We start from the raw sequence: 21,794 nt of genomic DNA, 5'->3' as shown, positions 1-21,794 counted from the left end.
ATTTATCAGAATGGATGGTTATGATTCTCTCATTTCTAATTTACAGATTCCCGTTCCTGTAACCAGAGCGCTTCAAATTCCTCATCTGTTAATTCTTCTTTTTCAGCGTAGGCAACCGTTTTTTCCCATACTTCATTTAACGCTTCGTACCGTTCTATTAATTGATCATTTTTTTGTTGTTTTTCTTCACTCCATAAGCCTTCTTCTTTAAAGAAACGAATTGTGCCCTCATGAAACGGAATTCCTTTTGGCTCTGTTAAGACTTCATCCTTACTATATAGAGCTAGATTAGGTAGGGCATCGCCATATAAATGGAAAGAATCATTTAACGATTTAATAAACTGATAAACTGCCTCTTCACTTTGATCTGCGTATCCACCAATTAAATAGCCATGTCCCATGACATCCATACCTGTGTCCATACCTGCTCCTTGTTTTGTATTAATAGGAAATAACCACGCAGCCACTTCCTCAACTCTTGCCCATCCCCCGTTGTCATCTTTATCCATTTCTAACCAACGAATTCCACCTTTACTATGGGCTTCAAACATTGTAGATGCAGTCGGATTAATACCGGCAACATCAATTTGCCCTTGGATAAGCGCTTCTCCTTGTCCTGAATAGGAAGTGATTTTTACTGGCTCCACATCATTCCAAGTTAAGCCGGCGAAAGCAAGCATTGCTTCATTTTTTAAATTGACGGAAGTGTTTCCAGCTATTATTGGAATTTTCTTTCCCCTTAGATCTTTGAGAGTTTGTATATCTGAGTTTTCTCTTACAGCAAATCCGAATTGACTAATGGGTGCCCAATAAGCTCGAACATTTTGCGGTCCCCATTTTTTTGAAGTGAATTCTTCCTTTCCTTCGAATGCCAGTTGAATTTCATCTCCCACTTTGCCTACAGAAGCAATTTCACGCCTTAAAGGCACCATTCTTCCAACACCACTTGCAGATGGAAGCATTCTCACCTTTGTATCATATTTTTCTGTCAACACATTCGCAATAGCCGACATTTCTGCATAACCACCAGAGCCTACATCATATACACTCCACGTCATTTGCTCAGCTAGGCCCGATTCATCTGCGAGCAACGAAGCTTGAGGAGCAGAGTTACATCCAGCTAAAAGAAAACATAGTAATAGCAGCAGTACTAATGGAAGCATTTTATTCCCTTTATTCATGTAATAACCTCCCATCCAGATATGGCCAATGAAAACAAAGTTATACAGGCGTAAACATGGGTAGCGTCATCTCTCCGACTTTTTGAAAGACGACTTTTACTTGTTGATTGCAATGAATTGCTTCCATATCCGTATCAATAATGTTCGTCATCATCCTAACCCCTTCTTTTAGATCGATGAGGGCAACACAATACGGCAAATCTTCTTTAAACGCAGGGCCACCAGCCCTTCGCGCAATTGTATAAGAATAGATCGTCCCTTCTCCGCTTGCTTCTACCCAAGTAACGTTTTCCTCTCCACAGTGAGGACATAGAATACGTGGGTAAAAGATATGCAAAGAGCAACTTTGACATTGTTGTATGAATAATTTTTCTTTTTCACACCCTTCCCAAAAAAACTTCGAATCATTATCAATAATTGGTAATGGCTTCATTATCTTATCCATCTGTTTAGTCCCTCCCTAAAATGACGACTGATGTTGAGGAAAGTGTTCCCCCTGTTCCATTTACAAGTCCTATTTTTGCTTCTTTCACTTGTCTCTCTCCACACTCACCTCTTAGTTGCCTAACCGCTTCAATAATTAAAAAAATCCCGTACATACCTGGATGGGCATATGAAAGGCCCCCGCCGTTCGTATTCATCGGAAAATCACCGCCTGGAGCTGTACGTTGATTTTTCACAAAATCGCCACCTTCACCACGTTTACAAAAGCCTAAAGATTCTAATGTGAGCAACACCGTGATCGTGAAAGAGTCATAGATTTCAACGAAATCAATGTCATCATGGCCAACTCCGGCCATCTCAAACGCGCGTTTACCTGACTGCGCAGCAGATGTCATGGTTAAGTCAGGCATCGCCTGAATAGACCAATGACTATGTGCCTCCCCTTGACCAAGGATCCAGACCGGTTTTTTCCGGCAATCCTTTGCCCGTTCGGGTGATACAAGCACTACTGCCCCTGCTCCGTCTGTTACAAGACAGCAATCTAGTATATGAAGAGGATCAGTAATCATTGGCGATTGCAGAACATCCTCAATGGATATCGTATCCCTTTTTGTCGCATATGGATTTAATTGAGCCCACTTTCTTGTTGCTACTGCTATTTCTGCTAAGTCTTCATTCGTTGTTCCGTATTGATGCATGTGGCGATTTGCCGCCATTGCGTATGCACCAGCTGGTGAAGGTAAGCCAAAAGGTGTTTCATATTGTGCAGTAAACGTAGGTGGTCTTCCTGCTAAAGATCGCGATCTCTCTGACTTCTGTGTACTTCCATATAAAATTAATGCTACTTCACAAAGCCCTGCTTGAATGGCAGCTGCAGCATGGCCAATATGAGCTTCAAATGAAGAACCGCCTATCTGTGTAGAATCTGTATAGTTTGGCTCAATCCCTAAATATTCTCCCATTACAACAGAAGGAAATGTACCAACACCAGGTACTCCCCATAGACCAGCAACAAACAGACCGTCTACATCAGACTTTGTTAAACCTGCATCATCTAGTGCTCGTTTTGCTGCGATTGCTTGAATTTGTAAGACAGATAAACCGTCTTTTACTTTTCCTTCCTCAAGCTCAACATCACCTACTCCGACAATGGCAGCAGCGTTTTTAATTGACATGATAACCCTCCATCTATGCATTTATTTTTAGAAATCCTTATGAAAGCAGTCATACATACCTAATAGATTGGTATACATATGTTTTTATTGGGTTTGGTCTTTTACAAAGAAGTTAACAGCGAGTATTTCAGGATGTATCTTGGTTGAGGATGTTGTTAGATCATTTTGTAGATTTGAGAAGAGAGATTAAAAATGAATCGATATATTTTTCATGTTTTGCAATCGCTTACATATATCTGCCACCAGTTACTTCAATTACGTTCCCAGTGATATAGTCAGCATAATTAGAACTTAAGAAAACGGCAGCTTTAGCGATATCAAGCGGTTGACCTACTTTTTGCATCGGTATTTCTGCTATTTTCAACTCCTTTAACTTGTCAGGAATGGCTTTGGTCATATCTGTTTCAATAAAACCAGGTTGAATGGCGTTCACATTGACCTGGAATTTAGCTAATTCTTTTGCTGCAGCTTTCGTCATGCCAACAATTCCTGCCTTAGCGCCAGCATAATTCACTTGCCCCATATTACCAACCTTACCGGCAATGGATGAGATATTAACAATCTTCCCCTTCTCTTGTTTTCTCATATGAAGTGCCGCAGCTTGCATACATAAGAATGTCCCTTTCATATGTACTTGAATCACTTGGTCAAATTGCTCTTCTGTCATTTTATGAAGCATTGCATCACGTGTAATTCCTGCATTATTAACAAGCACATCTATATCACCAAAATGACTAATTATCTTGGAGAAAAGCTCGTCAACACTTTCTTTTTTGGCAACATCTACTTTAACTGCTAATCCCCTTGATCCAACCTTTTCAATTTCATTCACGACAGATTCACATGCTTCTACATTCAAGTCACCAACGACTATTTGGGCGCCATGTTGAGCTAATAAAAGACTAATCTCTCTACCGATTCCCTTCCCAGCGCCAGTAACTATCGCTACTTTATTCTTTAAATCCATGAAACTACCTCCATTTCAAAAATATGATATTAATTAAGATTTTATATATTAAAAATTTTTTTGTCAATAAAAAATTAGAAAATTAAGATTATTTAACTACATTCGATTTTCTGCAAAAAAGACATTATTACTCCCTATTTTCTGATTGAATAATAATGTCTTTTCTAATTAGACTAATGGGCGATCTCCGCCTAATTTAATTGTAATTTCATTCGCAATTCCCTTTATTAGTTCACCAATTCTTTCCGCTTCCGCTCCTTGCAACTGACTGGTTAAGCCGACTAATGAAATGGACATCTCCACTGTATTTGTATTATTAAAAATCGGTGCAGCAATGCCAATTAAACCATCAATATATTCCCCATATGAAATGGCATATCCCTTTATTTTTATCATTTCTAACTCTGCTAATAATTCTTTCATTTCGTTTTCCGTTAAAGGACGAAGACCATCATTATAATGAATTAACCGTTTTGCTTCTTCTCGCCTTAGATTAGCTAACAAACACTTACCATAAGCACCATCTACAATTGAGAAATGTCTACCTACTGATACATTTATTCCAAATTGTTCTGCTTCTACCTTAGCAATGATGGTCGATTTTTTCTCACCAATTCGATTGACTAGGAAACTCGTTAATCCAGTTTCTTCTGTTAATCTTTCCAAGTATGGCATAATAACAGATAAATCTAGAATATTCTCTTTCGCTCTTTCTCCTAAAACAACTAAATAGGGGCCAAGACTATATCTTTTAGAGCTTTGATCATAACGTACAACGGATAGCTCTTCTAACTTTTGCAGTATGCGGTAACATGTTGTTGGGGTTAATGATAAGGCATTTGCAATTTCAGTTAAGTTACTTTTACTAAACTTTTTTCGACTCAATAATGTAAGGATTTTAAATGCACTGTCCACTGCAGGTACATTATATTTTCTCTTCGCCTTCTTTACATGCTCATCCATCTTTTCTACCCCTTCATTATCCTTTTTTCAGTAATTTTATATACAAAAAAAATTTTTGTCAACGAAATAAAAGTTGTTTTTTGAATGATATAAATCATCTGATATCTATATGGTAAAATAGTGGGAGCAGGAAAACATGTAAGGAGCGTTATTAGAATGGATATTAAACAATTAGAAGTATTTCTATCAGTATATAAACATAATAACTTTTCTAAAGCTGCTGAGGAACTTTGTATTTCACAACCAACAGTTAGCTCTCAAATCAAATCTTTAGAAGACCAATTAGGGCTGCAATTATTCAATCGTAAAAATAAATCATTAGGTAGCTTAACAGATGCCGGAAAGATTCTTTATCCTTATTCCACACAAATTCTTTCATTAGTAAAAGAAGCCGAAAAATCACTCACTCAATATAAAGGAGGGTATAAAGGTTCCCTCTCTCTAGTGACTTCCGATTCATTTTGTTACTGGATCTTACCAAAAATTTTAGAAAGCTTTCATATTTCCTATCCTACAATTGAAATCATACTACATACCGCTTTTACACCTAAAATGATCGATATGCTTTATCATCGTGAAGTGCATTTTGCCATTGCACGTTCCGCTCAAAAAGAGTTTATAGAAGAAGATTTAGTCAGCCATCATATTGGTCAAGATCCCATTGTACTCGTTGCCTCAGCTAACAATCGTTTAACAAATATTCCAAGTCCTCATTTAAGTGACTTAGCTGATGAAACCTTCATCGTTTATGGGAAAGAGTCAAACTACTGGGCACAAATTGAACAAAAGCTATCTTCCTATGGTTTCGATATGAAAACAGGAATGGAGCTTAACGACATCCATGCAACGAAAAAAATGATCGAGATTAATCTCGGGATTTCTTTCTTGCCAAGTATCTCGGTACAAGAAGAGATTGAAAATGGTAAGCTCCAAATCATTCCAATTAGTGATGACTTGCATTTGTATCGTCACTCTCACCTTGTTTACCATCAAGATACGGTAATTGCTGGAGGAATACAGAAGTTTTTATCGTTTGTAACTGAACAGAAGCCCTATTTGATTTAAGTATATAACCCACCTTATTAATGAGGTTCCTGCACTTTGCCTCATTAATAAGGGTAAGTGAATCAACTATAGATCTCTGCTTGTTTTTTCCCAACAATGACAGCGTCAACCGCTGTAACACCTTTACCTTCTTTATGGACAAGGATTGGATTAAATTCCATTTCTTTCCATTCCCCTTGATGAGATAAACAAAATTCTGATAAAGATTGTATCGTTAATGCCAATGCTTTTATATCTGACTTAGGTTTTCCCCTCACTCCATTTAGAAGTGGAAATGCCTTAATAGAAGCAATCATTTGTAACGCTTGAGCCTCTGTAATTGGTGCAGGCAAGAAAACAACATCCTCAAGCACTTCCGTAAATACCCCACCGATACCAAACATGATTGTCGGTCCAAATGTAGGGTCGTTAATGGCTCCAATAATCACCTCAACTCCTTCATCTGCCATTTCTTCAATCATCATTCCTTCGATAAGATGTTCGATATGATGATGCTTTATCCTATTAATCATGCCTTCATAAAATTGAAGTAACTCTTGTTGACTGTTGATTTTTGTTTGAACCAACTGATAGTCTGATTTATGAGTGATCTCCTTCGAAACTCCTTTTAAGACAAGAGGAAAAGAAAGACTATGCTCATGCAGATCTTCTTGATTACGAACAAAAGAACCTTTAGGCACTTTTATACCAATCGATTGTAATAGTTGCTTCCCTTCCCATTCATTTAGTTTTTCATTAACGATCATGGGTGTCTGCTTACGAATTTCTTTTCTCATTTGACCGTAAGTTTGCTTTTCTGCCGTATAGTAATTTACGACATGTGCAAGGGCATTAATGGTCCGTGTTGGTGTAGGGATCCAAGGAATACTTTTTTCCTTAAAGACCGCCTTTTTTGTTTCTTCCTGTATACCAGACCAACAAACAACAACGGGCTTATTTGCTTGTTTAATCAACTTACTAAGTTTGTCGATAATAGGTGTAAATAAATGATCCGTCATTTGAATATAAAGCACGATGGATTGCACTTCAATTGCTTCAACTAACACAGTTAGAGTATCAAGTATTTGTTGAGGATTTTGATTCACTTGTGCCGTCATATCAACTGGGTTTTTAATAGAAGCAAAAGCTGGAAGAGTTTGTGATAATCTCTCTTTCGTTTCTGCTTTTAAAGTGGCAAGTTTCATTCCTTTACGTTCACATTGGTCAGCCATCATTATGCCTGCACCACCTGATTGTGTGACGATAACCGCCCCTCCGTCTTTAGAGATATTTTTAGCATAATTAAACAGTGATAATGTATCAATTAATTCTTCCTCATCATCAACAAGAACCACATTGTTTGCAGCAAAATAAGATTGATAAATCTTCGCATTTCCTGCTAATGATGCGGTATGCGAACTAGCCGCATCCGCCCCGATAACTGACGTGCCAACTTTCATTAATACTATTGGTTTATTATTTTCATGACTTGCCTTTATTGAACGATTCATTTTAGTTATATTTCTTGCTCCCTCTAAATATCCACCAATGACTTTTATGTCAGGACTTTTAGCAAAATAATCAATATACTCAAAGAAATCAACCGTGCCTTCATTTCCGCTAGATACAAAAGCTTGAAATCCGATACCCATTTCAGTTGCTAATGTATGAGTTAAAGAACCCATTGCTCCGCTTTGTGTAACGAATGCAATCGCTGCAGGATCACATGCTTTTAAACTGGAAAAGGAAGCAATCATCTGTTTATTTAAGTTAAATAATCCGAGAGAATTTGGACCGCAAATCGGCAAATGGTTTCCTTTTGAATACTCCCTTATCTCTTCCTCTAACTTCTCTCCCTCTCCACCTATTTCTGTAAATCCAGAACTAAAAATCAATATACTTTTTACCTTCTTCGCATGTAATTGTTTAATAATAGATAATACACTTTTAGCTGCTACACAAATCAATGCTAAGTCAATATATTCAGGTAGTTCTTCTATCTTCTGATAGCATAGAAAACCTAATATCTCTTCATATTTTGGATTTACAAGATAAACTTCACCTTGATAGCCTACCTCTTTTAAATTCGCTATCGGTTTATAGCTGATTTTCGTTTCGTCTCCACTAGCTCCAATAATAGCTATTGCGTTTGGTTCTAACATTGGTTTAAGGTCGTCACTCGTAAACATATATTCAACCTCCTCTTAATACATATTTTTAGGCAAAAACAGAGCAATATCAGGAAAAAGATAGAGAATAATAATTAATAGGAAAATGGGAATCAAAAATAAACTTGTTCCTTTAAAAATTTGTTCTAAAGAAAGGTCAGGGGCTGATCCTCTTAGTACAAAACAATTCATGCCAACAGGAGGTGTGATCATTGCCATTTCCATCACCAAAACAATAATGACACCGAACCAAATTAAATTCATATCCATCGCTAGAATAATCGGTAGAATAATCGGTAATGTAACAACAACCATAGCAAGAGCATCCATCACCATTCCTAATAAAATGTACATAAGAATAATAAGCACAAATAATAGAAAAGGGGGAACTGAGATAGATTCGAAAATATCCGCTAATAGAAAAGGTAATCTCGTAATTGTTAGGAAGTAATTTAAGATAAATGCCATAATAATTATGGCAAATAAAAATCCTGTTGTTTTTAAAGTAGCAGATAATGCTTTAACAAATGACTGAATCGTTAATTTCCTTCTGATTAATGCAAAAATAAACGTAAAGAATGCCCCAATCCCTGCTGCTTCAGTTGGGTTAAACCAGCCGATATACATACCCCCAATCACAATACCAAATAACAAAATAATCCATATTGTAGATTTCAATGCGATGAAACGATCCTTCCACTCCACCTTTGTATGAATCATTGGTGCTAACTCTGGCCTTACAGAAACAGCCACAAATACAGTAATCATATATAAGATGATAAGCATCAGCCCCGGTATAATGCCAGCCACTAAAAGCTGTCCAATAGATTGTTCAGTCATCATCCCATATAGAATAAACAAAGTGCTTGGTGGAATGAGCACACCCAATGTTCCTCCCGCGACAATCGTTCCTCCGGTTAATGATTTGTTATAACCAGCCTTTAGCATTTCCTTTGATGCAATTACACCCATTGTGGCAGTATTTGCAAGGCTTGAACCTGAAGCGGCCGCAAAAACAGCAGAAGATGCAATTGTCGCCATTCCAAGTCCACCTCTTAATCTACTAAGCCAAAGTCTGAAAGTATTAAAGAGCTCTGTACTAATTCCACAGATAAATAATAATTCTCCCATTAGAACAAACATAGGGATAGTGCTTAACGTATAACTAAAACTATGATCCCATGTCACTGTTTCAACAACTGTGGCTAATGCCGTCCAACCTTTCAAATAAAAGATTCCTAGTACGGCTGGTACAACCATTGCGATAGCAATGGGTACTTTAAAAAACATTAAAACAAACATGATCAAAATAACGATAACGCCAAACCATTCAACCGGCATGTTCATCACCTCCTGTATTTTCATAATTTAATGAAAAGATGAGCTTGAGCATTCTTAGAAAAGCCTCAGCTCCCCACATGAGAAAGCCGAATGTAATGATATAATCAAAGGGATAAAACGGGATTTCTAAAAGAGTAGTAGATATAGGCATTGTTAGTTGATGAAAGATCCCGACATGAAGATATATATAGGCAATGAGGATGGTAATAATAAATGTAAGAAAGGCGCCAAATATCTCTAAGACACGTTGCCACTTATATGAAAGTCTGCTTGTGATAATATCTATGGTAATATGTCCGTTTACTTGTTCTGTATAAGCCAAACCACACATGATTAGCACTACCATACCTAACTGAACAATTTCGATATCACCGATAATAGGTGAAAATAATATCCGACTAATTACAGCAAAGGTAATAAAAATCATCATCAGTGTCATCGTTGCTAACGCAATATATTTTGTTATTGCTGTTAAAAAGTGTATGATCTCTTCCAGCTTTCTCATGCATTCCACCACCTTAACTGTTTTAATTTTCAAATGGTAAAGGGTAATCTTCTTCACGGAGAATTTCAAAAAAAGCTTCGACCATTTCTTCTCCATCATATCCACGTTTATTGGCATCTTCTATCCATAACTCCCAAGCACCTTTACCTGCTTCACGATACTTAATGTCTTCTTCTGTAGAAAGTTTAATATATTCGCCTCTTTTTTCAACTGCTTTCTCTAACTGCTCATTAGAAGCAGCTAACTCTGTAACATAACTCTTTGTAAACATTTCTGATAACGCAGGATTCAATTCTTCTGTAAATATTTTTTGTAAATCTGGCGGGAGCTGATCATAGAAGTTTTTATTCATTACAGGAATGAGTGGGTTTACGAGTACTGACATTTGTGTAATATAAGGGGCAGGTTCATAATACCTTACTGCTTCACCGCCAATAGGTGTATAAAATGCGGTATCAATCATCCCCTTTTCTAATCCTTCGTATATGCCTTCAGATGTGATCGATACTGGCGTTCCTCCTAATGATTGAATAAAGGCATTTTCGCCTTTTCCGCTCATTCTCATTTTTTTATTCTGTAAATCTTCCATTGTGTGAATAGGAGTGGTAGAAAATAAATCATAGGCATCTGTTGATGTTGGTGGCATAAGGATGACATTATCTAACCCTTTGTCTGCAAATCGATCTTCGAATTTACTTAAAACTTTGTTTGCCTCAACAGGTCCTTGTAATGCAAATGGTAAACTACCGATTGTATAAGGAAAAAAAGGGGTATCATAAAAATAGTTCGTTACGAGAAGACTTACATCATAGAGCCCTCCTTTTATATCTTGATAAACAGAGCTAGACTTTCCTAAGGCACTCCCATGATAAATATTGACTTTAACTCTTCCATTCGTCTTTTCTTCCACCATCTTTTTCCATGGCTCCCACGCATTATAAGCATAGTGATGTGTAGATGGCTGCCAATTATTTATATCCATCACATACACCTCATCGGAAGCGCTTTCATTGGATGTCTGTTGACTACAGCCATTTAATAAAATACATACAAAAAATAAAGTCAATAGAAGAATCTTTTTCATTGGAAACACCTCCATTATTGTGCATAATCACACTTTCCACTTGGCTAACAAACCAATAACTCCCTCTTTTCTCAGTTGATCGATCTCTAATTTTTGATACCCTAATGCATGTAGAAGTTCTTCTGTATGTTGTCCTAAAACAGGTGGCCCTGCTTTTGTTTTAACATTTAGCGTAGAATTTTTGAGTGGACTTTTCACCAATTTAATATGTCCAAGCTTTACATGGGAAACTTCTTCTACAACTTCTCTCGCCTCAACTTGAGGATGTTGAAACACTTGTTCAATATTATTTACTGGTCCAGCTGGAACACCTACTTGTGATAATAGACTGAACCATTCATCTGCCGTTTTGGTTATCATCATATCTGCGATCTTTTTTGTTAACACTTCTCGGTTAGTTACTCTGGCTTGATTCGTTTTAAACCTATCGTCCCCAATCCATTCTTCATGATTTAAAACAACGCAAAAATTCGCAAATAATTTATCATTACCACAACAAACCATTAATGGGCGGTCACTGCATTTAAATACTTGATAAGGAACAATATAACTATGATCATTGCCAACTCTTGTGGAAACAGTACCTGTATTTAAATAACTACTTGCTACATTGGCAAGTGCACTTAATTGTACTTCAAATAGGGATAGATCAATATATTGTTCCTTTCCTGTTTGATCTCTTTGTCTTAGTGCTGCTAGAATCGCTATTGTTACATATTGTGACGTCATAATATCGACTAGTGGAAGTCCCACTCTTGTCGCCTCGCCCTCTGAAAATCCAGTAACTTCCATTAAACCACCTATCGCTTGCATAACAGGATCAAATCCCGGTTCCCCTTTATACGGTCCCGTTTGCCCATATCCGGTAACCGAACATAATATAATATCTTTTTTTACCTTTTTAAGTTGATCTAGGTCGAGACCTAACTTTTTCAAAGTACCTGTTTTAAAGTTTTCTAAGACAATATCTGCCTCTTGTACGAGCTTTAGAAAGATATCCTTCCCTTTTTGATTTTTCAAATCCAACTCGACTGATTTTTTATTACGATTAGCGGTAAAATAATACGTACTTTCTCCACCTATGAAAGGAACCCAATCTCTCATACTATCTGTACCGTTCGGTGCCTCTATTCTGATGACATCAGCACCTAAATCTGCTAATATCATTGAACCCCCAGGTCCTGCATATACACGAGATAAATCCAATACTTTAACGCCTTCAAGTGGTTGCCTTTCACTCATCGACTACACCCTCACCTTTTGAATATCACTACTTAAAGAATACTTTCTTTCGATATGATGACGATTAGCATCCTTTTCCCCTAAGGCATCATTGGCAATCAGTATACGTTGAATATTTGCCGACCCTTCACCAAAGTGAAGCATATTCGCATAGTTTACATACTTCATAATCGGATATTCATCTGCGATACCATTGCCACCAAATATCTCTAACGCACTTCTTGCAGCTTTGGTAGCTACTTCGGAAGCAAAATATTTTGCGTATGCACTTTGTCTAGTCGCCGCTTCGCCTTTATCTTTTAAGTAAGCGCTTTTATACGTAAGCAATCTTGCAGCCTCTGTTTCTACTACCATATCCGCAATCAAATGTTGAATCATTTGATATTGACCAATCGGTACACCACTCACTTCTCGTTCGTTTGCATAAGATATCGACTCATCAATACAACCTTGAGCAATGCCAACCAATCGTGAAGAAACCGTTAAGCGTCCATAATCAAGGGCGTTCATCGCAATTTTAAAGCCTTCTCCCTCTTTCCCTAATAATTGACTTTTGGGGATTCGATAATCCTCTAAAAATACTTCACAGCTTCTTGTCATAAATCCTAGAGAGCTGATTTCGATTGGTTTTGCATAAAACCCTGGTACATTAGTCTCAATAATAAATGCAGAAATGCCCTTATGACCAGCTTCTGGATTGGTTCTCGCAAACAACACACCTACATCTGCCTCATTTGCAAAAGTAATCCACATTTTTGATCCGTTCAGTACGTACTCATCACCATCTAAAACAGCCGTTGTCTTCATTGCTCCAGCAGGATCTGAGCCACCACCAGATTCAGTAAGAGCGAACATACCAATTTTCTCAGCCTTTATTAGAGAAGGAACATATTTTTCAATTTGCTGCTTATTTCCCCAATTTAGTATTGTAAAAGGACAGGTCATTGCTTGCATATTAAAGGCATAACCTAACGATGGATGTGCTTTCGATATTTCTTCAGCAATGATAGCTAAATTAAGAAAACCTAATTCAGACCCGCCATATTGCTCAGGAAAACAAGCACCAAAAAAACCTAGATTCCCCATTTTTTCAAAAATATCTTTCGGGAATAATTGATTTTTCTCATAATATTTAATGTGGGGTGACACTTCTTTTCGGACAAACTCCTTTACCATTTGTAAGACTTGTTGGTTTTCACTTGTATATTCGAACTCCATCTCTCCACACCACCTAATTAGAATTTTCTGAATTTATTAATTATACTATTATATATATTAATAATATTCAATATTTTATTAATAAAATAGATAATTTGTTTGGGATAATGGATACAATTGATAGACATGTGAGACTTTGTCCTTTTTAAGAATAGTAATAAATGATTAAAGAGTTGATCTTTCTTGTTGAAACTTCTCTCTTGCTTGTATATACCAGTCATTACCTAAAGAATCGATAATCACTGTAGCTGGAAAATGTTCTACTGTGAGCCTATATACTGCCTCTGGACCTAACTCAGGAAATGCCACAACCTCAGCCTCTCTAATAGCCGTAGAAAGAAGTGCACCGGTTCCCCCTATTGCTGCTAAATAAACGACTTTGTTTCTTTTTATACTTTCCTTTACTTCTTCATTTCGATATCCTTTTCCAATCATTCCTTTTAAGCCATGCTCTAATAATAATGGTGTATATTTATCCATTCTGCTACTAGTAGTTGGACCAGCGGAACCAATCACTTGATTAGGTTTTGCTGGGGTCGGACCAACGTAATAAATAAAAGCATTTTCTAACGTGAATGGGACCGTTTCTTGTTGAGATAAAAGATCATAAATTTTTTTGTGGGCTGCGTCTCTCGCTGTATATATTAAGCCAGTTAATTCGACTTGCTGCCCGGCCCTTAATGTTTCCAACTCTTCTGGTTTTAAGGGTAGTGATAATTGCTTTTTTTCCAATTTTATCAGCCTCACATTCTTAATTCTTTATGTCTTGACGCATGACAATTTAAATTAACAGCCACAGGAAGTGCAGCGATATGACATGGTTCTAACTCGATCTTTACATCTATGGCAGTTGTATCGCCACCTAATCCTTGAGGACCAATCCCCATTTCATTCATGTTCTTCATTAAATCTTTTTCTAATTGGGCAACTATTGGAGACTGATGATGTTGACCAATCGGCCTAAACAATGATTTTTTAGCTAAATAAGCGCAGCGTTCAAAATTCCCACCAATTCCAATTCCAACAACTAGAGGTGGACAAGCATTTGGTCCTGCATTTTCAACGGTTGTTAAGATGAACTCTTTTACGCCTTCGATACCATCTGCTGGGGTTAACATTTTAAGTGCACTCATATTCTCACTCCCTCCCCCTTTTGCCGACATATGGATAACGAGTTGATCTCCGGCTTTCATTTCGATATGAATAATGGCAGGGCTGTTATATGTTTCAGATTTATCTCTTGTCAGGGGATTATTGACGATAGAATGCCTTAAATATCCGTCTTTATATCCTTTCATTACACCTTCATTAATGGCACTTGTAATTGTTCCACCTTTAATCAAACAGTCTTGACCTAATTCAACTATAAAAACGGAAACACCTGTATCCTGACACATAGGCACACGGTTTTCTGTAGCGATATTCGCATTTTCAATTAAATCTAACAGTATATCTTTTCCAATTGGTGATCTTTCTGTTTCTACCGCTTGTCGAAAAGCAGAAATAACGTCTTCGCCAAGGTCAAAGTTCGCTTCCTGACAAAGCTTCGCTACTTGTTCCACTATATGGTCATAAGCAATCACTTTCATCATCAAGCCTCATTTCCATTTACAATTGGGCTATTTACCAGTAGCCAATCCTTTATTTTTACATTTTCAATATTGTATATATCATCTACTCTATGATCTACATCTGTAATTTTATGAGCCACTAATGACTGGAACTTCTCAACCATTTGTTTTTTACTGGCAGGATTCTCTGGGTCTCCTTTTGGAAATTCAGTCGCGAAACGATAACTTTCTTTATTCCTTAAGACAATAGTTACCTTGGCACCCCATTGTTCTGGATAGGCATCCGTAAAATCCTTTGTTGATACTACTCGTACTTTATTCATCATTTCTCTAATTTCACTATTATTTAATGTTCTTTCATTAAAGTCTTGTAGAAAAGCGCTGCCTTTAAGAGCGATTAAGCTAACACAGAATTGTACACTAAATTTTGCTGCATAAATGGAACGAGGTTTGGGATTATCCGTTATATCTAATACAGTTTGATAGGTTTCTATGAGGATTTTTTCAATTTCAGTAGAGTCTATTGAATGTTTGTTCATCAATGTATGCACACAGTCCATACTCGGATGTGTATGACGACAGGAAGCATAAAGCTTAAAACCATTTTCCATTATTTTAAACTGCTCACCGAGTCCTTCAACAATCTTTTGTTCGTTGTACGAATCACTCATTGCCTTGAAAAAACCACGATCACCCTCTAATATCTTTGATGCACCTGTAAAGCCTTTTTTAGCAAGTAGTGCTGCAAGTACACCATTATAGGATGCCTTTGCAGTATGAAGCTGTTTTGAATTGGCACCGTCTTCAATAAATTCCCATAACCCCGCTGCCTGTGTCCCTGCATTCCCCAAAGCATGAACGATTTGTTGTTTATTAAGCCCTAATAACTTCGCTGCTGCAGCTGCTGCTCCGAAAGTGCCACATGTTGCAGTATTATGCCAATAATAATAATGACTAGGCGTAACCGCTTCCCCGATACGATAACAAACTTCATAGCCGATGACGATACTCGTAATTAATTCTTCTATTGATAAGTCATACGCTTCACACACAGATAAAGCAGCAGGAATCACAACTGTTGCTGCATGAATAATCGACCCTTTATGAATATCATCTAACTCCACTATATGGCTAGCAGCACTATGAATCATGGCAGCATTTGCAAGAGAAGTCCTTTCACCGGAAATAAGGGTTGCCTGTTCATTCCCTCCCATTTCAAATAACGTCTCTTTTAAAGCAACAACTGGTGGTTCATCTATGCCTGCTATTGCTGAACCGTACCAATCTAAAATACATACTTTCGTGAATTCAATCACATCTTTTGGTAAATCTTGATAGTCTAAATTAACTATATATTCTGAAATTTTCTCCGTTAAAGCCATTGTCCATTCATCCTTCCTTCGTTAAAGTAAACGTTTGCAAAAGATAAGGCAGCTCTGAAAAATTCGTGCTGCCTTCCTGATGAATCAATATTTATTTCATTCTTTCATTTTTTAAACTATGAATAAGTGATTCACCTGTTCTTAAAATATGATGAGACAAAATCTCACCTGCATGCTCAAATCTTTTCTCTCTAATCGCTTTGATAATCTCCTGATGCTCTTCATTTGATGTAGCCGTCTGACCTGTAATAAAATGTGGGGTTTGTTGTGGTAGCCCATTCCATAGTGAGTCAATAAAACCATTTAATCTCTCCCAATGGCAGTGCTTTAATAATAATTGATGAAATTCTATATTTCTTTCAACAAATTCATCTACATCTTCACTATCTTCCATTAAATGAACAAGATCTATTAATCTCGTGATTTCAGTATCTGTAAGCAGCTTTGCACTTTGGATAAAAGCCATCTTCTCTAACTGTGCTCTTAAGGTGTACACCTCTTGTAAATCTGATAAATGAATCGTTTTAACAATAGCTCCTTTATGTGGTACTAGGGTAATTAAGCCTTCAGATTCTAATTTTCTCAATGCTTCTCTAATCGGCATTCTACTAACACCGAGTTTTTCTGCTAAATCTGATTGTTTTAATCGTTCACCAGGTTTAAACTGACCTTTTATAATTGCTTCTCGGAGAACATTACATACTTTTAAATGCAGTGTATCACGATTATCTAATTTCAAATCAACATCAATCGTCAATGATCACTCACCCTTTACTCCCTTTTAAAACAGGATACAAAATCCAATTACAATTGTCTATACTTTTCAGAAATTTATTTTAAAGAGTAGTAAAACTAAGTGTTCGATGACAAAGGGTCAGCTAATACTAGCGTATCAAACATTTGACAGTTCAAAATATAAAGTGTCATCACTTTGATTCATTACTCTCACTATTTATCTGTAGTAATTTCTTAGCCTGTTTATAAACGGGATAATCCACTAAACGCCCATTCACATTAATTGATGCTTTTCCCTCTTTCTCAGCGTTTTCGAACAGTCTAATCACTTCTTTAGCCTCATAAATACGGTTGTGATTCTCTTGATGATACACATCATTGATTCGTACGACTTGCTTTGGATGAATCGCTAATTTACCAGCAAAGCCTAGTTTCCTGCCATGGGTTGTTTCTTTAATGAAATCATTGTTATTCTCTAAATGAAGGAACACGGAATCAATAGGTGGTAGTGTTTTAGCTGCTGCTGAAGCGTTTACTAGTTGCGAACGTGCGTATAATAACTCTTCCCTCCCCTCTCCTACCTCAATATTTGTATCTAAACAATAATCAACCGCACCAAAAGCCAGTCTTTCAACGGTTTCTGTTGCAGTGGCAATGTCAAATGAATAATGTATCCCTTTTGCCGTTTCAATTAAGGGAATAAGAGCTATCGATTCGTCTGCCAAATAAGTAGCTATCTCCTTTATCATGTTTTTATCTTCTGTTTTTGGGATAAATAGTCCCCGTGGCTTACATACTTTAACTAATTGAAGATCATGATAAAAATACGGACTTTCACTATCATTAATCCTAATATATACCCTTTGCCTATCCCATTTATTAAGTTCACTCATATAACCAGAGACCTTCTCTCTGGCTACATGCTTTTTGGAATGGGCAACAGAATCCTCTAAGTCTAGTATGATGGCCGATTGTTTAATTGTTAAAGCCTTATTTACCATCTTGGTAGAAATCGCAGGTACGAATAAATAACTAAACATTTGATTCATCAAATATCTTCAACCTCCCTACATTCAGCCAATATTATTTTGTAATTGAAGACAAATCTTATTTGTCACTTCATCAGTCGTAGCATTTCCGCCAATATCTCTCGTCTTTACCCCTGCATCAGTAACTTCTTCCATTGCTCGTAAGACCTCTCTAGCTAGTGCTACTTCACCTAAATGATTTAACATTAACGAAGCCGTCCATATTTGCCCGATTGGATTGGCTATTCCTTTACCATAAATATCTGGCGCTGAACCATGTACAGGCTCAAACATAGACGGATATTTCCCATTTATATTGATGTTTCCAGCAGGGGCTATACCAATACTCCCCATAATCGCTCCACCAATATCAGTTAAAATATCTCCAAAAAGATTACTAGCAACGATCACATCGAAATCGCTCGGTTTGGAAACAAAAAAAGCAGCTAGTGCATCAATATGCACAGATGATGTACGCACTCCTGTATAGCGCTCACTCACATCTTTAAACACTTCATCCCAAAATGGCATCGAATGGACTATACCGTTAGATTTTGTAGCTGAAGTGACATGACCCTTACGAAGAACAGCTTGTTTAAACGCATAATCCATTACTCTTTCCGTTGCTTTTCTCGTAAAAATGGCGTTTTGGATAGCGATTTCGTCTGTTCCTTTATGTATCCTCCCACCAGATTCACTATACTCACCCTCACTATTTTCACGTACAACTAGAAAATTAAATGCCCCTGGATCAACGAGAGGGGAGGTTAGCCCTTTGAATAATTTTGCTGGCCGGATATTAATGGTCTGCTCAAATTCTCTCCTAATGTGAATAAGTAAACCCCATAATGAAATATGATCGGGAACTTTGTTCGGATCTCCTACTGCCCCTAAAAAAATCGCATCAAAATTCTTCAGTCGCTCTAGACCGTCATCACTCATCATTTTGCCATGTTTGAGATAATAGTCGCACCCCCATGGAAGTTCAGTTGTCTCTAATTGAATACCGCCATGTAAAGTCGCTGCTGTTTGGAGCACTTTAACGGCAGAAGGTACAACCTCTTTCCCTATACCATCACCAGGAATCACTGCTAAATCATATCTTTTCATCATCTTTACCTCCTCTTTGTTGTCATTGTGATATATTTTCATTTCTTTACTGCCTTTAATAAATCCTTTTCTTTTTTCAAATATTAAGTAAAGTCTTTTTACTAAGTAACCATTAGACCGCGTTTACTTTAAAGAACATCAAGTTATTTCTTTTTCATTTTAAGCAAGAATGTTTTAAATATCTAACCAATCTCATCCTTTAGGATATACTAAGGTTGTACAAAAAGATTAATCATAAATGTAAAAGGGTGGTTATATTTGCAAACAGCGATTTCATTTCAAAATGTACATTATCACACTGATTCATTATCAATTATTAAAGACATAACAGGTACTATTTCTTCCGGGAATATAACGACCGTTGTCGGTCCATCAGGCTCGGGCAAATCTACACTATTCTATTTATGTAATGGAATGAAGTCAGCCTCATCTGGAGACATTTTCATTCATGGTGAGAATATTTCGACCATTACACCAACAGTTCTACGTCGTAATGTAGGAATAGTTCTGCAAAAAGCCATTATGATAGAAGGGGATGTCTATGATAATTTATCGTTGCCACTAACCCTCAATGGAAAACAGTTATCAAAAGAAAAGGCGATCGAAATGCTTAATTTGATTGGATTGAATGAAGAATTCCTTCACCGCAAAGCAACAGACCTTTCTGGAGGGCAACAACAAAGGGTGTCTATCGCGCGGACATTACTGAATGAACCAGCAATATTATTGTTAGACGAAGTTACATCAGCCCTTGATCAAACTTCACAAAGGGAAGTTGAGCAACTAATTACAACGATTAATCAAAAGAGGAAAACAACCATTGTTTGGATTACTCATAATCTTGATCAAGCACTTCGTTTAGGGGATGAGACGTGGGTAATTATAGATGGCAAACTAGCAGCATATGGAAAAAGCACTGAAATTGTTTCATCCTCAAATGATAAGGTCAAGCAGTTTTTTGAAGGTGGTGAGGAAAAATGACTTTTTTTCAATTATCTCTGACATTAATATTTGTTCTTATTCCTATTCTCTTATCTAAAACATTCAGGCTAGGTCTTGAAAAAGATGTCTTGATTGCGACCATTCGATCAATCATCCAACTTCTTGCGGTCGGTTACGTGTTGCAATTCGTTTTTGATTCAGAAAGCTTTTTCTATATCTTTTTAATGATTATTCTCATTATTACTGCTGCCGTACATAATGCAAGAAAAAAAGGTGTGATGATCAAAGGCATTACATGGAAACTTATTCTTACATACTGCTTTATCGAAGTGTTGACCCAAAGTGTCCTTATTAGTCTTAAAATTATTCCAGCAACTGCCCAATACATGATTCCAATTAGTGGAATGATTATTGGTAATGCGATGGTACTATCGATATTATTTCTCAATCGATTTACCGCAGAAATTGAAAACAGAGCAGGAGAAGTAGAGCTTCTGCTATCATTGGGAGGTACACCGAAACAAGCTATTCACCGTCAGTTAATGACAAGTATTCGCGCAAGTACAATACCGACAATAGAAAGTCAAAAAACAATTGGGCTTGTACAACTGCCTGGGATGATGAGTGGACAAATAATCGCAGGCGCTGATCCTGTGCAGGCTGTCATGTTTCAATTGTTGATTCTGTTTATGTTGCTTTCTTCTGCTGTTATCACGAGTATTATACTTGGATTCCTATCCTATCCAACAATGTTTAATGAAAGGATGCAATTTATGACACATACGCCAAATAAAACGGAATGATATCCTTTATAAACGCGGACAAATGGAAATTTGTTCGTGTTTTCGTTTTAATAACTTTTTGCTCTTTTGCATTATTTTTTATTTCTAAAATAAAGCAAAGATGTTTTAAGGGAAGCGTAACTACCAATAGCCCCATAACCGTAAAAGTAACCCATAAAGACACCTGCAATGAGATCCCCTCTATGACTTATAAATATTGATACAATTAACCCAATAAGTATAGCCACTGTCGGCACATAAGGTTTACTAATTCCTAGAAAATATTTTAACACTTGCGTAAGAATCATCAATATGGGAATAGCGATGATAGCATCCCAAAAATTTGTATGTATTATTGGAAATTCCATATCTTATTGCTCCTTTCATTTTTTAAACCAACAACATTGTTCTCTATTATTCTTCATCATTGCTGAAATACTCTTAAAAAAGGATAAACCTCATGAAAATTGGTTACATTATAATTGAACAATTCAAGTGTATAGCAAAGGAAAATAATCATTTAAAAGGTTTTTACTATACGATTTACATAAAGTTCTATATTACCCAAGATGATAAGGCGAATGAAAGCCTAGTCTATCGCATTAATTCATCATGTCAAATGGAGGCGAATCTAGATGGCTATTAAAAAGAATATGGAGTTTAAAATTAAAGATGGTTTTTTACCTAACTTATGTTTGTCAAAATCTTTGAAGGTTTTGGATGTAAGTGATAGTAGTATTATTATTGAAATGGGATCTTCACAAAGGCGTGGTGTTTTCCCGCCAGAGAACTTCAATTATTGGATTAACAAGGGGATTTTAATTGCCGTAAAAGATCATCAAAAGCGTATATCATAAAATTTTATACATACTTTATTACCGTCATCATACCTTTGATAATGGAGGTGACTGT

The 21,794-nt window shown here is 36.7% G+C and carries 23 protein-coding genes; 5 read left to right on the top strand and 18 right to left on the bottom strand.

Annotation, left to right across the window (positions count from 1 at the left end; translation table 11 throughout):
* Window positions 1-35: 35 nt before the first annotated feature.
* The 5 genes from LCM23_RS07510 to LCM23_RS07490 all read right to left on the bottom strand — a co-directional run bounded on the left by LCM23_RS07510 (window position 36) and on the right by LCM23_RS07490 (window position 4,730).
* Window positions 36-1,181 (bottom strand): TAXI family TRAP transporter solute-binding subunit, encoded by a 1,146-nt coding sequence (locus LCM23_RS07510; protein WP_224936380.1) that lies wholly within the window; start codon window positions 1,179-1,181, stop codon window positions 36-38.
* Between the two features lie 40 nt (window positions 1,182-1,221).
* Window positions 1,222-1,626 (bottom strand): Zn-ribbon domain-containing OB-fold protein, encoded by a 405-nt coding sequence (locus LCM23_RS07505; RefSeq protein ID WP_224936379.1) that lies wholly within the window; start codon window positions 1,624-1,626, stop codon window positions 1,222-1,224.
* 4 nt (window positions 1,627-1,630) lie between these two features.
* Entirely contained in the window at window positions 1,631-2,800 is a 1,170-nt protein-coding gene (locus tag LCM23_RS07500) for an acetyl-CoA acetyltransferase (protein ID WP_224936378.1), read from the bottom strand.
* 226 nt (window positions 2,801-3,026) lie between these two features.
* Window positions 3,027-3,767, bottom strand: a complete 741-nt coding sequence (gene fabG, locus LCM23_RS07495) for a 3-oxoacyl-ACP reductase FabG (RefSeq protein ID WP_224936377.1) — start codon at window positions 3,765-3,767, stop codon at window positions 3,027-3,029.
* 168 nt (window positions 3,768-3,935) lie between these two features.
* Window positions 3,936-4,730 carry an IclR family transcriptional regulator gene (locus tag LCM23_RS07490; protein WP_224936376.1) on the bottom strand — a complete coding sequence of 265 codons (795 nt, stop codon included), beginning with the start codon at window positions 4,728-4,730 and terminating at the stop codon, window positions 3,936-3,938.
* Between the two features lie 156 nt (window positions 4,731-4,886).
* Between LCM23_RS07490 and LCM23_RS07485 the strand changes: the two genes are divergently transcribed.
* The gene (locus LCM23_RS07485) at window positions 4,887-5,795 is read left to right on the top strand and encodes a LysR family transcriptional regulator (protein ID WP_224936375.1); all 909 of its coding nucleotides are present in this window, start codon (window positions 4,887-4,889) and stop codon (window positions 5,793-5,795) included.
* 62 nt (window positions 5,796-5,857) lie between these two features.
* On the opposite strand, the gene LCM23_RS07480 is transcribed toward LCM23_RS07485, so the two are convergent.
* From LCM23_RS07480 to LCM23_RS07425, 12 genes are all read right to left on the bottom strand, one after another.
* On the bottom strand, window positions 5,858-7,963 hold the full coding sequence (locus LCM23_RS07480) for an acetate--CoA ligase family protein (protein WP_224936374.1): 2,106 nt from the start codon (window positions 7,961-7,963) through the stop codon (window positions 5,858-5,860).
* Between the two features lie 15 nt (window positions 7,964-7,978).
* Complete coding sequence (locus tag LCM23_RS07475; protein WP_224936373.1) at window positions 7,979-9,283, bottom strand: TRAP transporter large permease; 1,305 nt, start codon at window positions 9,281-9,283, stop codon at window positions 7,979-7,981.
* Window positions 9,273-9,788, bottom strand: coding sequence for a TRAP transporter small permease (locus LCM23_RS07470; RefSeq protein ID WP_224936372.1), 516 nt, complete (start codon window positions 9,786-9,788; stop codon window positions 9,273-9,275). The genes LCM23_RS07475 and LCM23_RS07470 overlap by 11 nt, the downstream gene beginning before the upstream one ends.
* A 22-nt stretch (window positions 9,789-9,810) precedes the next feature.
* Window positions 9,811-10,872 (bottom strand): TRAP transporter substrate-binding protein, encoded by a 1,062-nt coding sequence (locus LCM23_RS07465; protein WP_224936371.1) that lies wholly within the window; start codon window positions 10,870-10,872, stop codon window positions 9,811-9,813.
* 27 nt (window positions 10,873-10,899) lie between these two features.
* Window positions 10,900-12,114 (bottom strand): CaiB/BaiF CoA transferase family protein, encoded by a 1,215-nt coding sequence (locus LCM23_RS07460; protein ID WP_224936370.1) that lies wholly within the window; start codon window positions 12,112-12,114, stop codon window positions 10,900-10,902.
* Window positions 12,115-12,117: 3 nt separating this feature from the next.
* On the bottom strand, window positions 12,118-13,332 hold the full coding sequence (locus tag LCM23_RS07455; RefSeq protein WP_224936369.1) for an acyl-CoA dehydrogenase family protein: 1,215 nt from the start codon (window positions 13,330-13,332) through the stop codon (window positions 12,118-12,120).
* Window positions 13,333-13,497: 165 nt separating this feature from the next.
* A complete protein-coding gene (locus tag LCM23_RS07450; protein WP_224936368.1) occupies window positions 13,498-14,064 on the bottom strand; it encodes a Fe-S-containing hydro-lyase in 567 nt (188 codons plus the stop codon).
* Between the two features lie 11 nt (window positions 14,065-14,075).
* Entirely contained in the window at window positions 14,076-14,921 is an 846-nt protein-coding gene (locus LCM23_RS07445) for a fumarate hydratase (RefSeq protein WP_224936367.1), read from the bottom strand.
* Between the two features lie 2 nt (window positions 14,922-14,923).
* On the bottom strand, window positions 14,924-16,285 hold the full coding sequence (locus LCM23_RS07440) for an MmgE/PrpD family protein (RefSeq protein WP_224936366.1): 1,362 nt from the start codon (window positions 16,283-16,285) through the stop codon (window positions 14,924-14,926).
* Between the two features lie 91 nt (window positions 16,286-16,376).
* Window positions 16,377-17,042 (bottom strand): GntR family transcriptional regulator, encoded by a 666-nt coding sequence (locus tag LCM23_RS07435; RefSeq protein ID WP_224936365.1) that lies wholly within the window; start codon window positions 17,040-17,042, stop codon window positions 16,377-16,379.
* Window positions 17,043-17,211: 169 nt separating this feature from the next.
* Window positions 17,212-18,069: an HpcH/HpaI aldolase/citrate lyase family protein gene (locus LCM23_RS07430; protein ID WP_224936647.1), complete on the bottom strand. Its 858-nt coding sequence runs from the start codon at window positions 18,067-18,069 to the stop codon at window positions 17,212-17,214.
* A gap of 24 nt (window positions 18,070-18,093) precedes the next feature.
* Window positions 18,094-19,158 carry a tartrate dehydrogenase gene (locus LCM23_RS07425; protein WP_318247531.1) on the bottom strand — a complete coding sequence of 355 codons (1,065 nt, stop codon included), beginning with the start codon at window positions 19,156-19,158 and terminating at the stop codon, window positions 18,094-18,096.
* A 258-nt stretch (window positions 19,159-19,416) separates the two neighbouring features.
* Between LCM23_RS07425 and LCM23_RS07420 the strand changes: the two genes are divergently transcribed.
* Both LCM23_RS07420 and LCM23_RS07415 read left to right on the top strand, forming a co-directional pair.
* Complete coding sequence (locus LCM23_RS07420) at window positions 19,417-20,139, top strand: ABC transporter ATP-binding protein (protein WP_224936363.1); 723 nt, start codon at window positions 19,417-19,419, stop codon at window positions 20,137-20,139.
* Window positions 20,136-20,903, top strand: a complete 768-nt coding sequence (locus LCM23_RS07415) for an ABC transporter permease (protein ID WP_224936362.1) — start codon at window positions 20,136-20,138, stop codon at window positions 20,901-20,903. The genes LCM23_RS07420 and LCM23_RS07415 overlap by 4 nt, the downstream gene beginning before the upstream one ends.
* Window positions 20,904-20,974: 71 nt before the next feature.
* Here LCM23_RS07415 and LCM23_RS07410 read toward each other — a convergent pair whose 3' ends face one another.
* Window positions 20,975-21,250, bottom strand: a complete 276-nt coding sequence (locus LCM23_RS07410) for a hypothetical protein (RefSeq protein ID WP_224936361.1) — start codon at window positions 21,248-21,250, stop codon at window positions 20,975-20,977.
* 92 nt (window positions 21,251-21,342) lie between these two features.
* Between LCM23_RS07410 and LCM23_RS07405 the strand changes: the two genes are divergently transcribed.
* The gene (locus tag LCM23_RS07405) at window positions 21,343-21,528 is read left to right on the top strand and encodes a hypothetical protein (protein WP_224936360.1); all 186 of its coding nucleotides are present in this window, start codon (window positions 21,343-21,345) and stop codon (window positions 21,526-21,528) included.
* Window positions 21,518-21,739, top strand: a complete 222-nt coding sequence (locus LCM23_RS07400) for a hypothetical protein (protein ID WP_095373379.1) — start codon at window positions 21,518-21,520, stop codon at window positions 21,737-21,739. The genes LCM23_RS07405 and LCM23_RS07400 overlap by 11 nt, the downstream gene beginning before the upstream one ends.
* Window positions 21,740-21,794: the final 55 nt, after the last annotated feature.

The organism is Cytobacillus kochii, assembly GCF_020171845.1.
Taxonomy (GTDB): domain Bacteria; phylum Bacillota; class Bacilli; order Bacillales; family Cytobacillaceae; genus Cytobacillus; species Cytobacillus kochii.
This window is presented reverse-complemented; position numbering and strand designations above follow the sequence as displayed.

Excerpts from the sequence above, each read along its gene's own strand:
- LCM23_RS07440 (WP_224936366.1), bottom strand. The coding sequence starts at position 16,285 with ATGGCTTTAACGGAGAAAATTTCAGAATATATAGTTAATTTAGACTAT.
- LCM23_RS07460 (WP_224936370.1), bottom strand. The coding sequence starts at position 12,114 with ATGAGTGAAAGGCAACCACTTGAAGGCGTTAAAGTATTGGATTTATCT.
- LCM23_RS07475 (WP_224936373.1), bottom strand. The coding sequence starts at position 9,283 with ATGCCGGTTGAATGGTTTGGCGTTATCGTTATTTTGATCATGTTTGTT.
- LCM23_RS07400 (WP_095373379.1), top strand. The coding sequence starts at position 21,518 with ATGGCTATTAAAAAGAATATGGAGTTTAAAATTAAAGATGGTTTTTTA.
- LCM23_RS07510 (WP_224936380.1), bottom strand. The coding sequence starts at position 1,181 with ATGAATAAAGGGAATAAAATGCTTCCATTAGTACTGCTGCTATTACTA.
- LCM23_RS07470 (WP_224936372.1), bottom strand. The coding sequence starts at position 9,788 with ATGAGAAAGCTGGAAGAGATCATACACTTTTTAACAGCAATAACAAAA.
- LCM23_RS07425 (WP_318247531.1), bottom strand. The coding sequence starts at position 19,158 with ATGAAAAGATATGATTTAGCAGTGATTCCTGGTGATGGTATAGGGAAA.
- LCM23_RS07465 (WP_224936371.1), bottom strand. The coding sequence starts at position 10,872 with ATGAAAAAGATTCTTCTATTGACTTTATTTTTTGTATGTATTTTATTA.
- LCM23_RS07500 (WP_224936378.1), bottom strand. The coding sequence starts at position 2,800 with ATGTCAATTAAAAACGCTGCTGCCATTGTCGGAGTAGGTGATGTTGAG.
- LCM23_RS07455 (WP_224936369.1), bottom strand. The coding sequence starts at position 13,332 with ATGGAGTTCGAATATACAAGTGAAAACCAACAAGTCTTACAAATGGTA.
- fabG (WP_224936377.1), bottom strand. The coding sequence starts at position 3,767 with ATGGATTTAAAGAATAAAGTAGCGATAGTTACTGGCGCTGGGAAGGGA.
- LCM23_RS07405 (WP_224936360.1), top strand. The coding sequence starts at position 21,343 with ATGAAAATTGGTTACATTATAATTGAACAATTCAAGTGTATAGCAAAG.
- LCM23_RS07410 (WP_224936361.1), bottom strand. The coding sequence starts at position 21,250 with ATGGAATTTCCAATAATACATACAAATTTTTGGGATGCTATCATCGCT.
- LCM23_RS07490 (WP_224936376.1), bottom strand. The coding sequence starts at position 4,730 with ATGGATGAGCATGTAAAGAAGGCGAAGAGAAAATATAATGTACCTGCA.
- LCM23_RS07430 (WP_224936647.1), bottom strand. The coding sequence starts at position 18,069 with ATGAATCAAATGTTTAGTTATTTATTCGTACCTGCGATTTCTACCAAG.
- LCM23_RS07480 (WP_224936374.1), bottom strand. The coding sequence starts at position 7,963 with ATGTTTACGAGTGACGACCTTAAACCAATGTTAGAACCAAACGCAATA.
- LCM23_RS07445 (WP_224936367.1), bottom strand. The coding sequence starts at position 14,921 with ATGAAAGTGATTGCTTATGACCATATAGTGGAACAAGTAGCGAAGCTT.
- LCM23_RS07415 (WP_224936362.1), top strand. The coding sequence starts at position 20,136 with ATGACTTTTTTTCAATTATCTCTGACATTAATATTTGTTCTTATTCCT.
- LCM23_RS07485 (WP_224936375.1), top strand. The coding sequence starts at position 4,887 with ATGGATATTAAACAATTAGAAGTATTTCTATCAGTATATAAACATAAT.
- LCM23_RS07505 (WP_224936379.1), bottom strand. The coding sequence starts at position 1,626 with ATGGATAAGATAATGAAGCCATTACCAATTATTGATAATGATTCGAAG.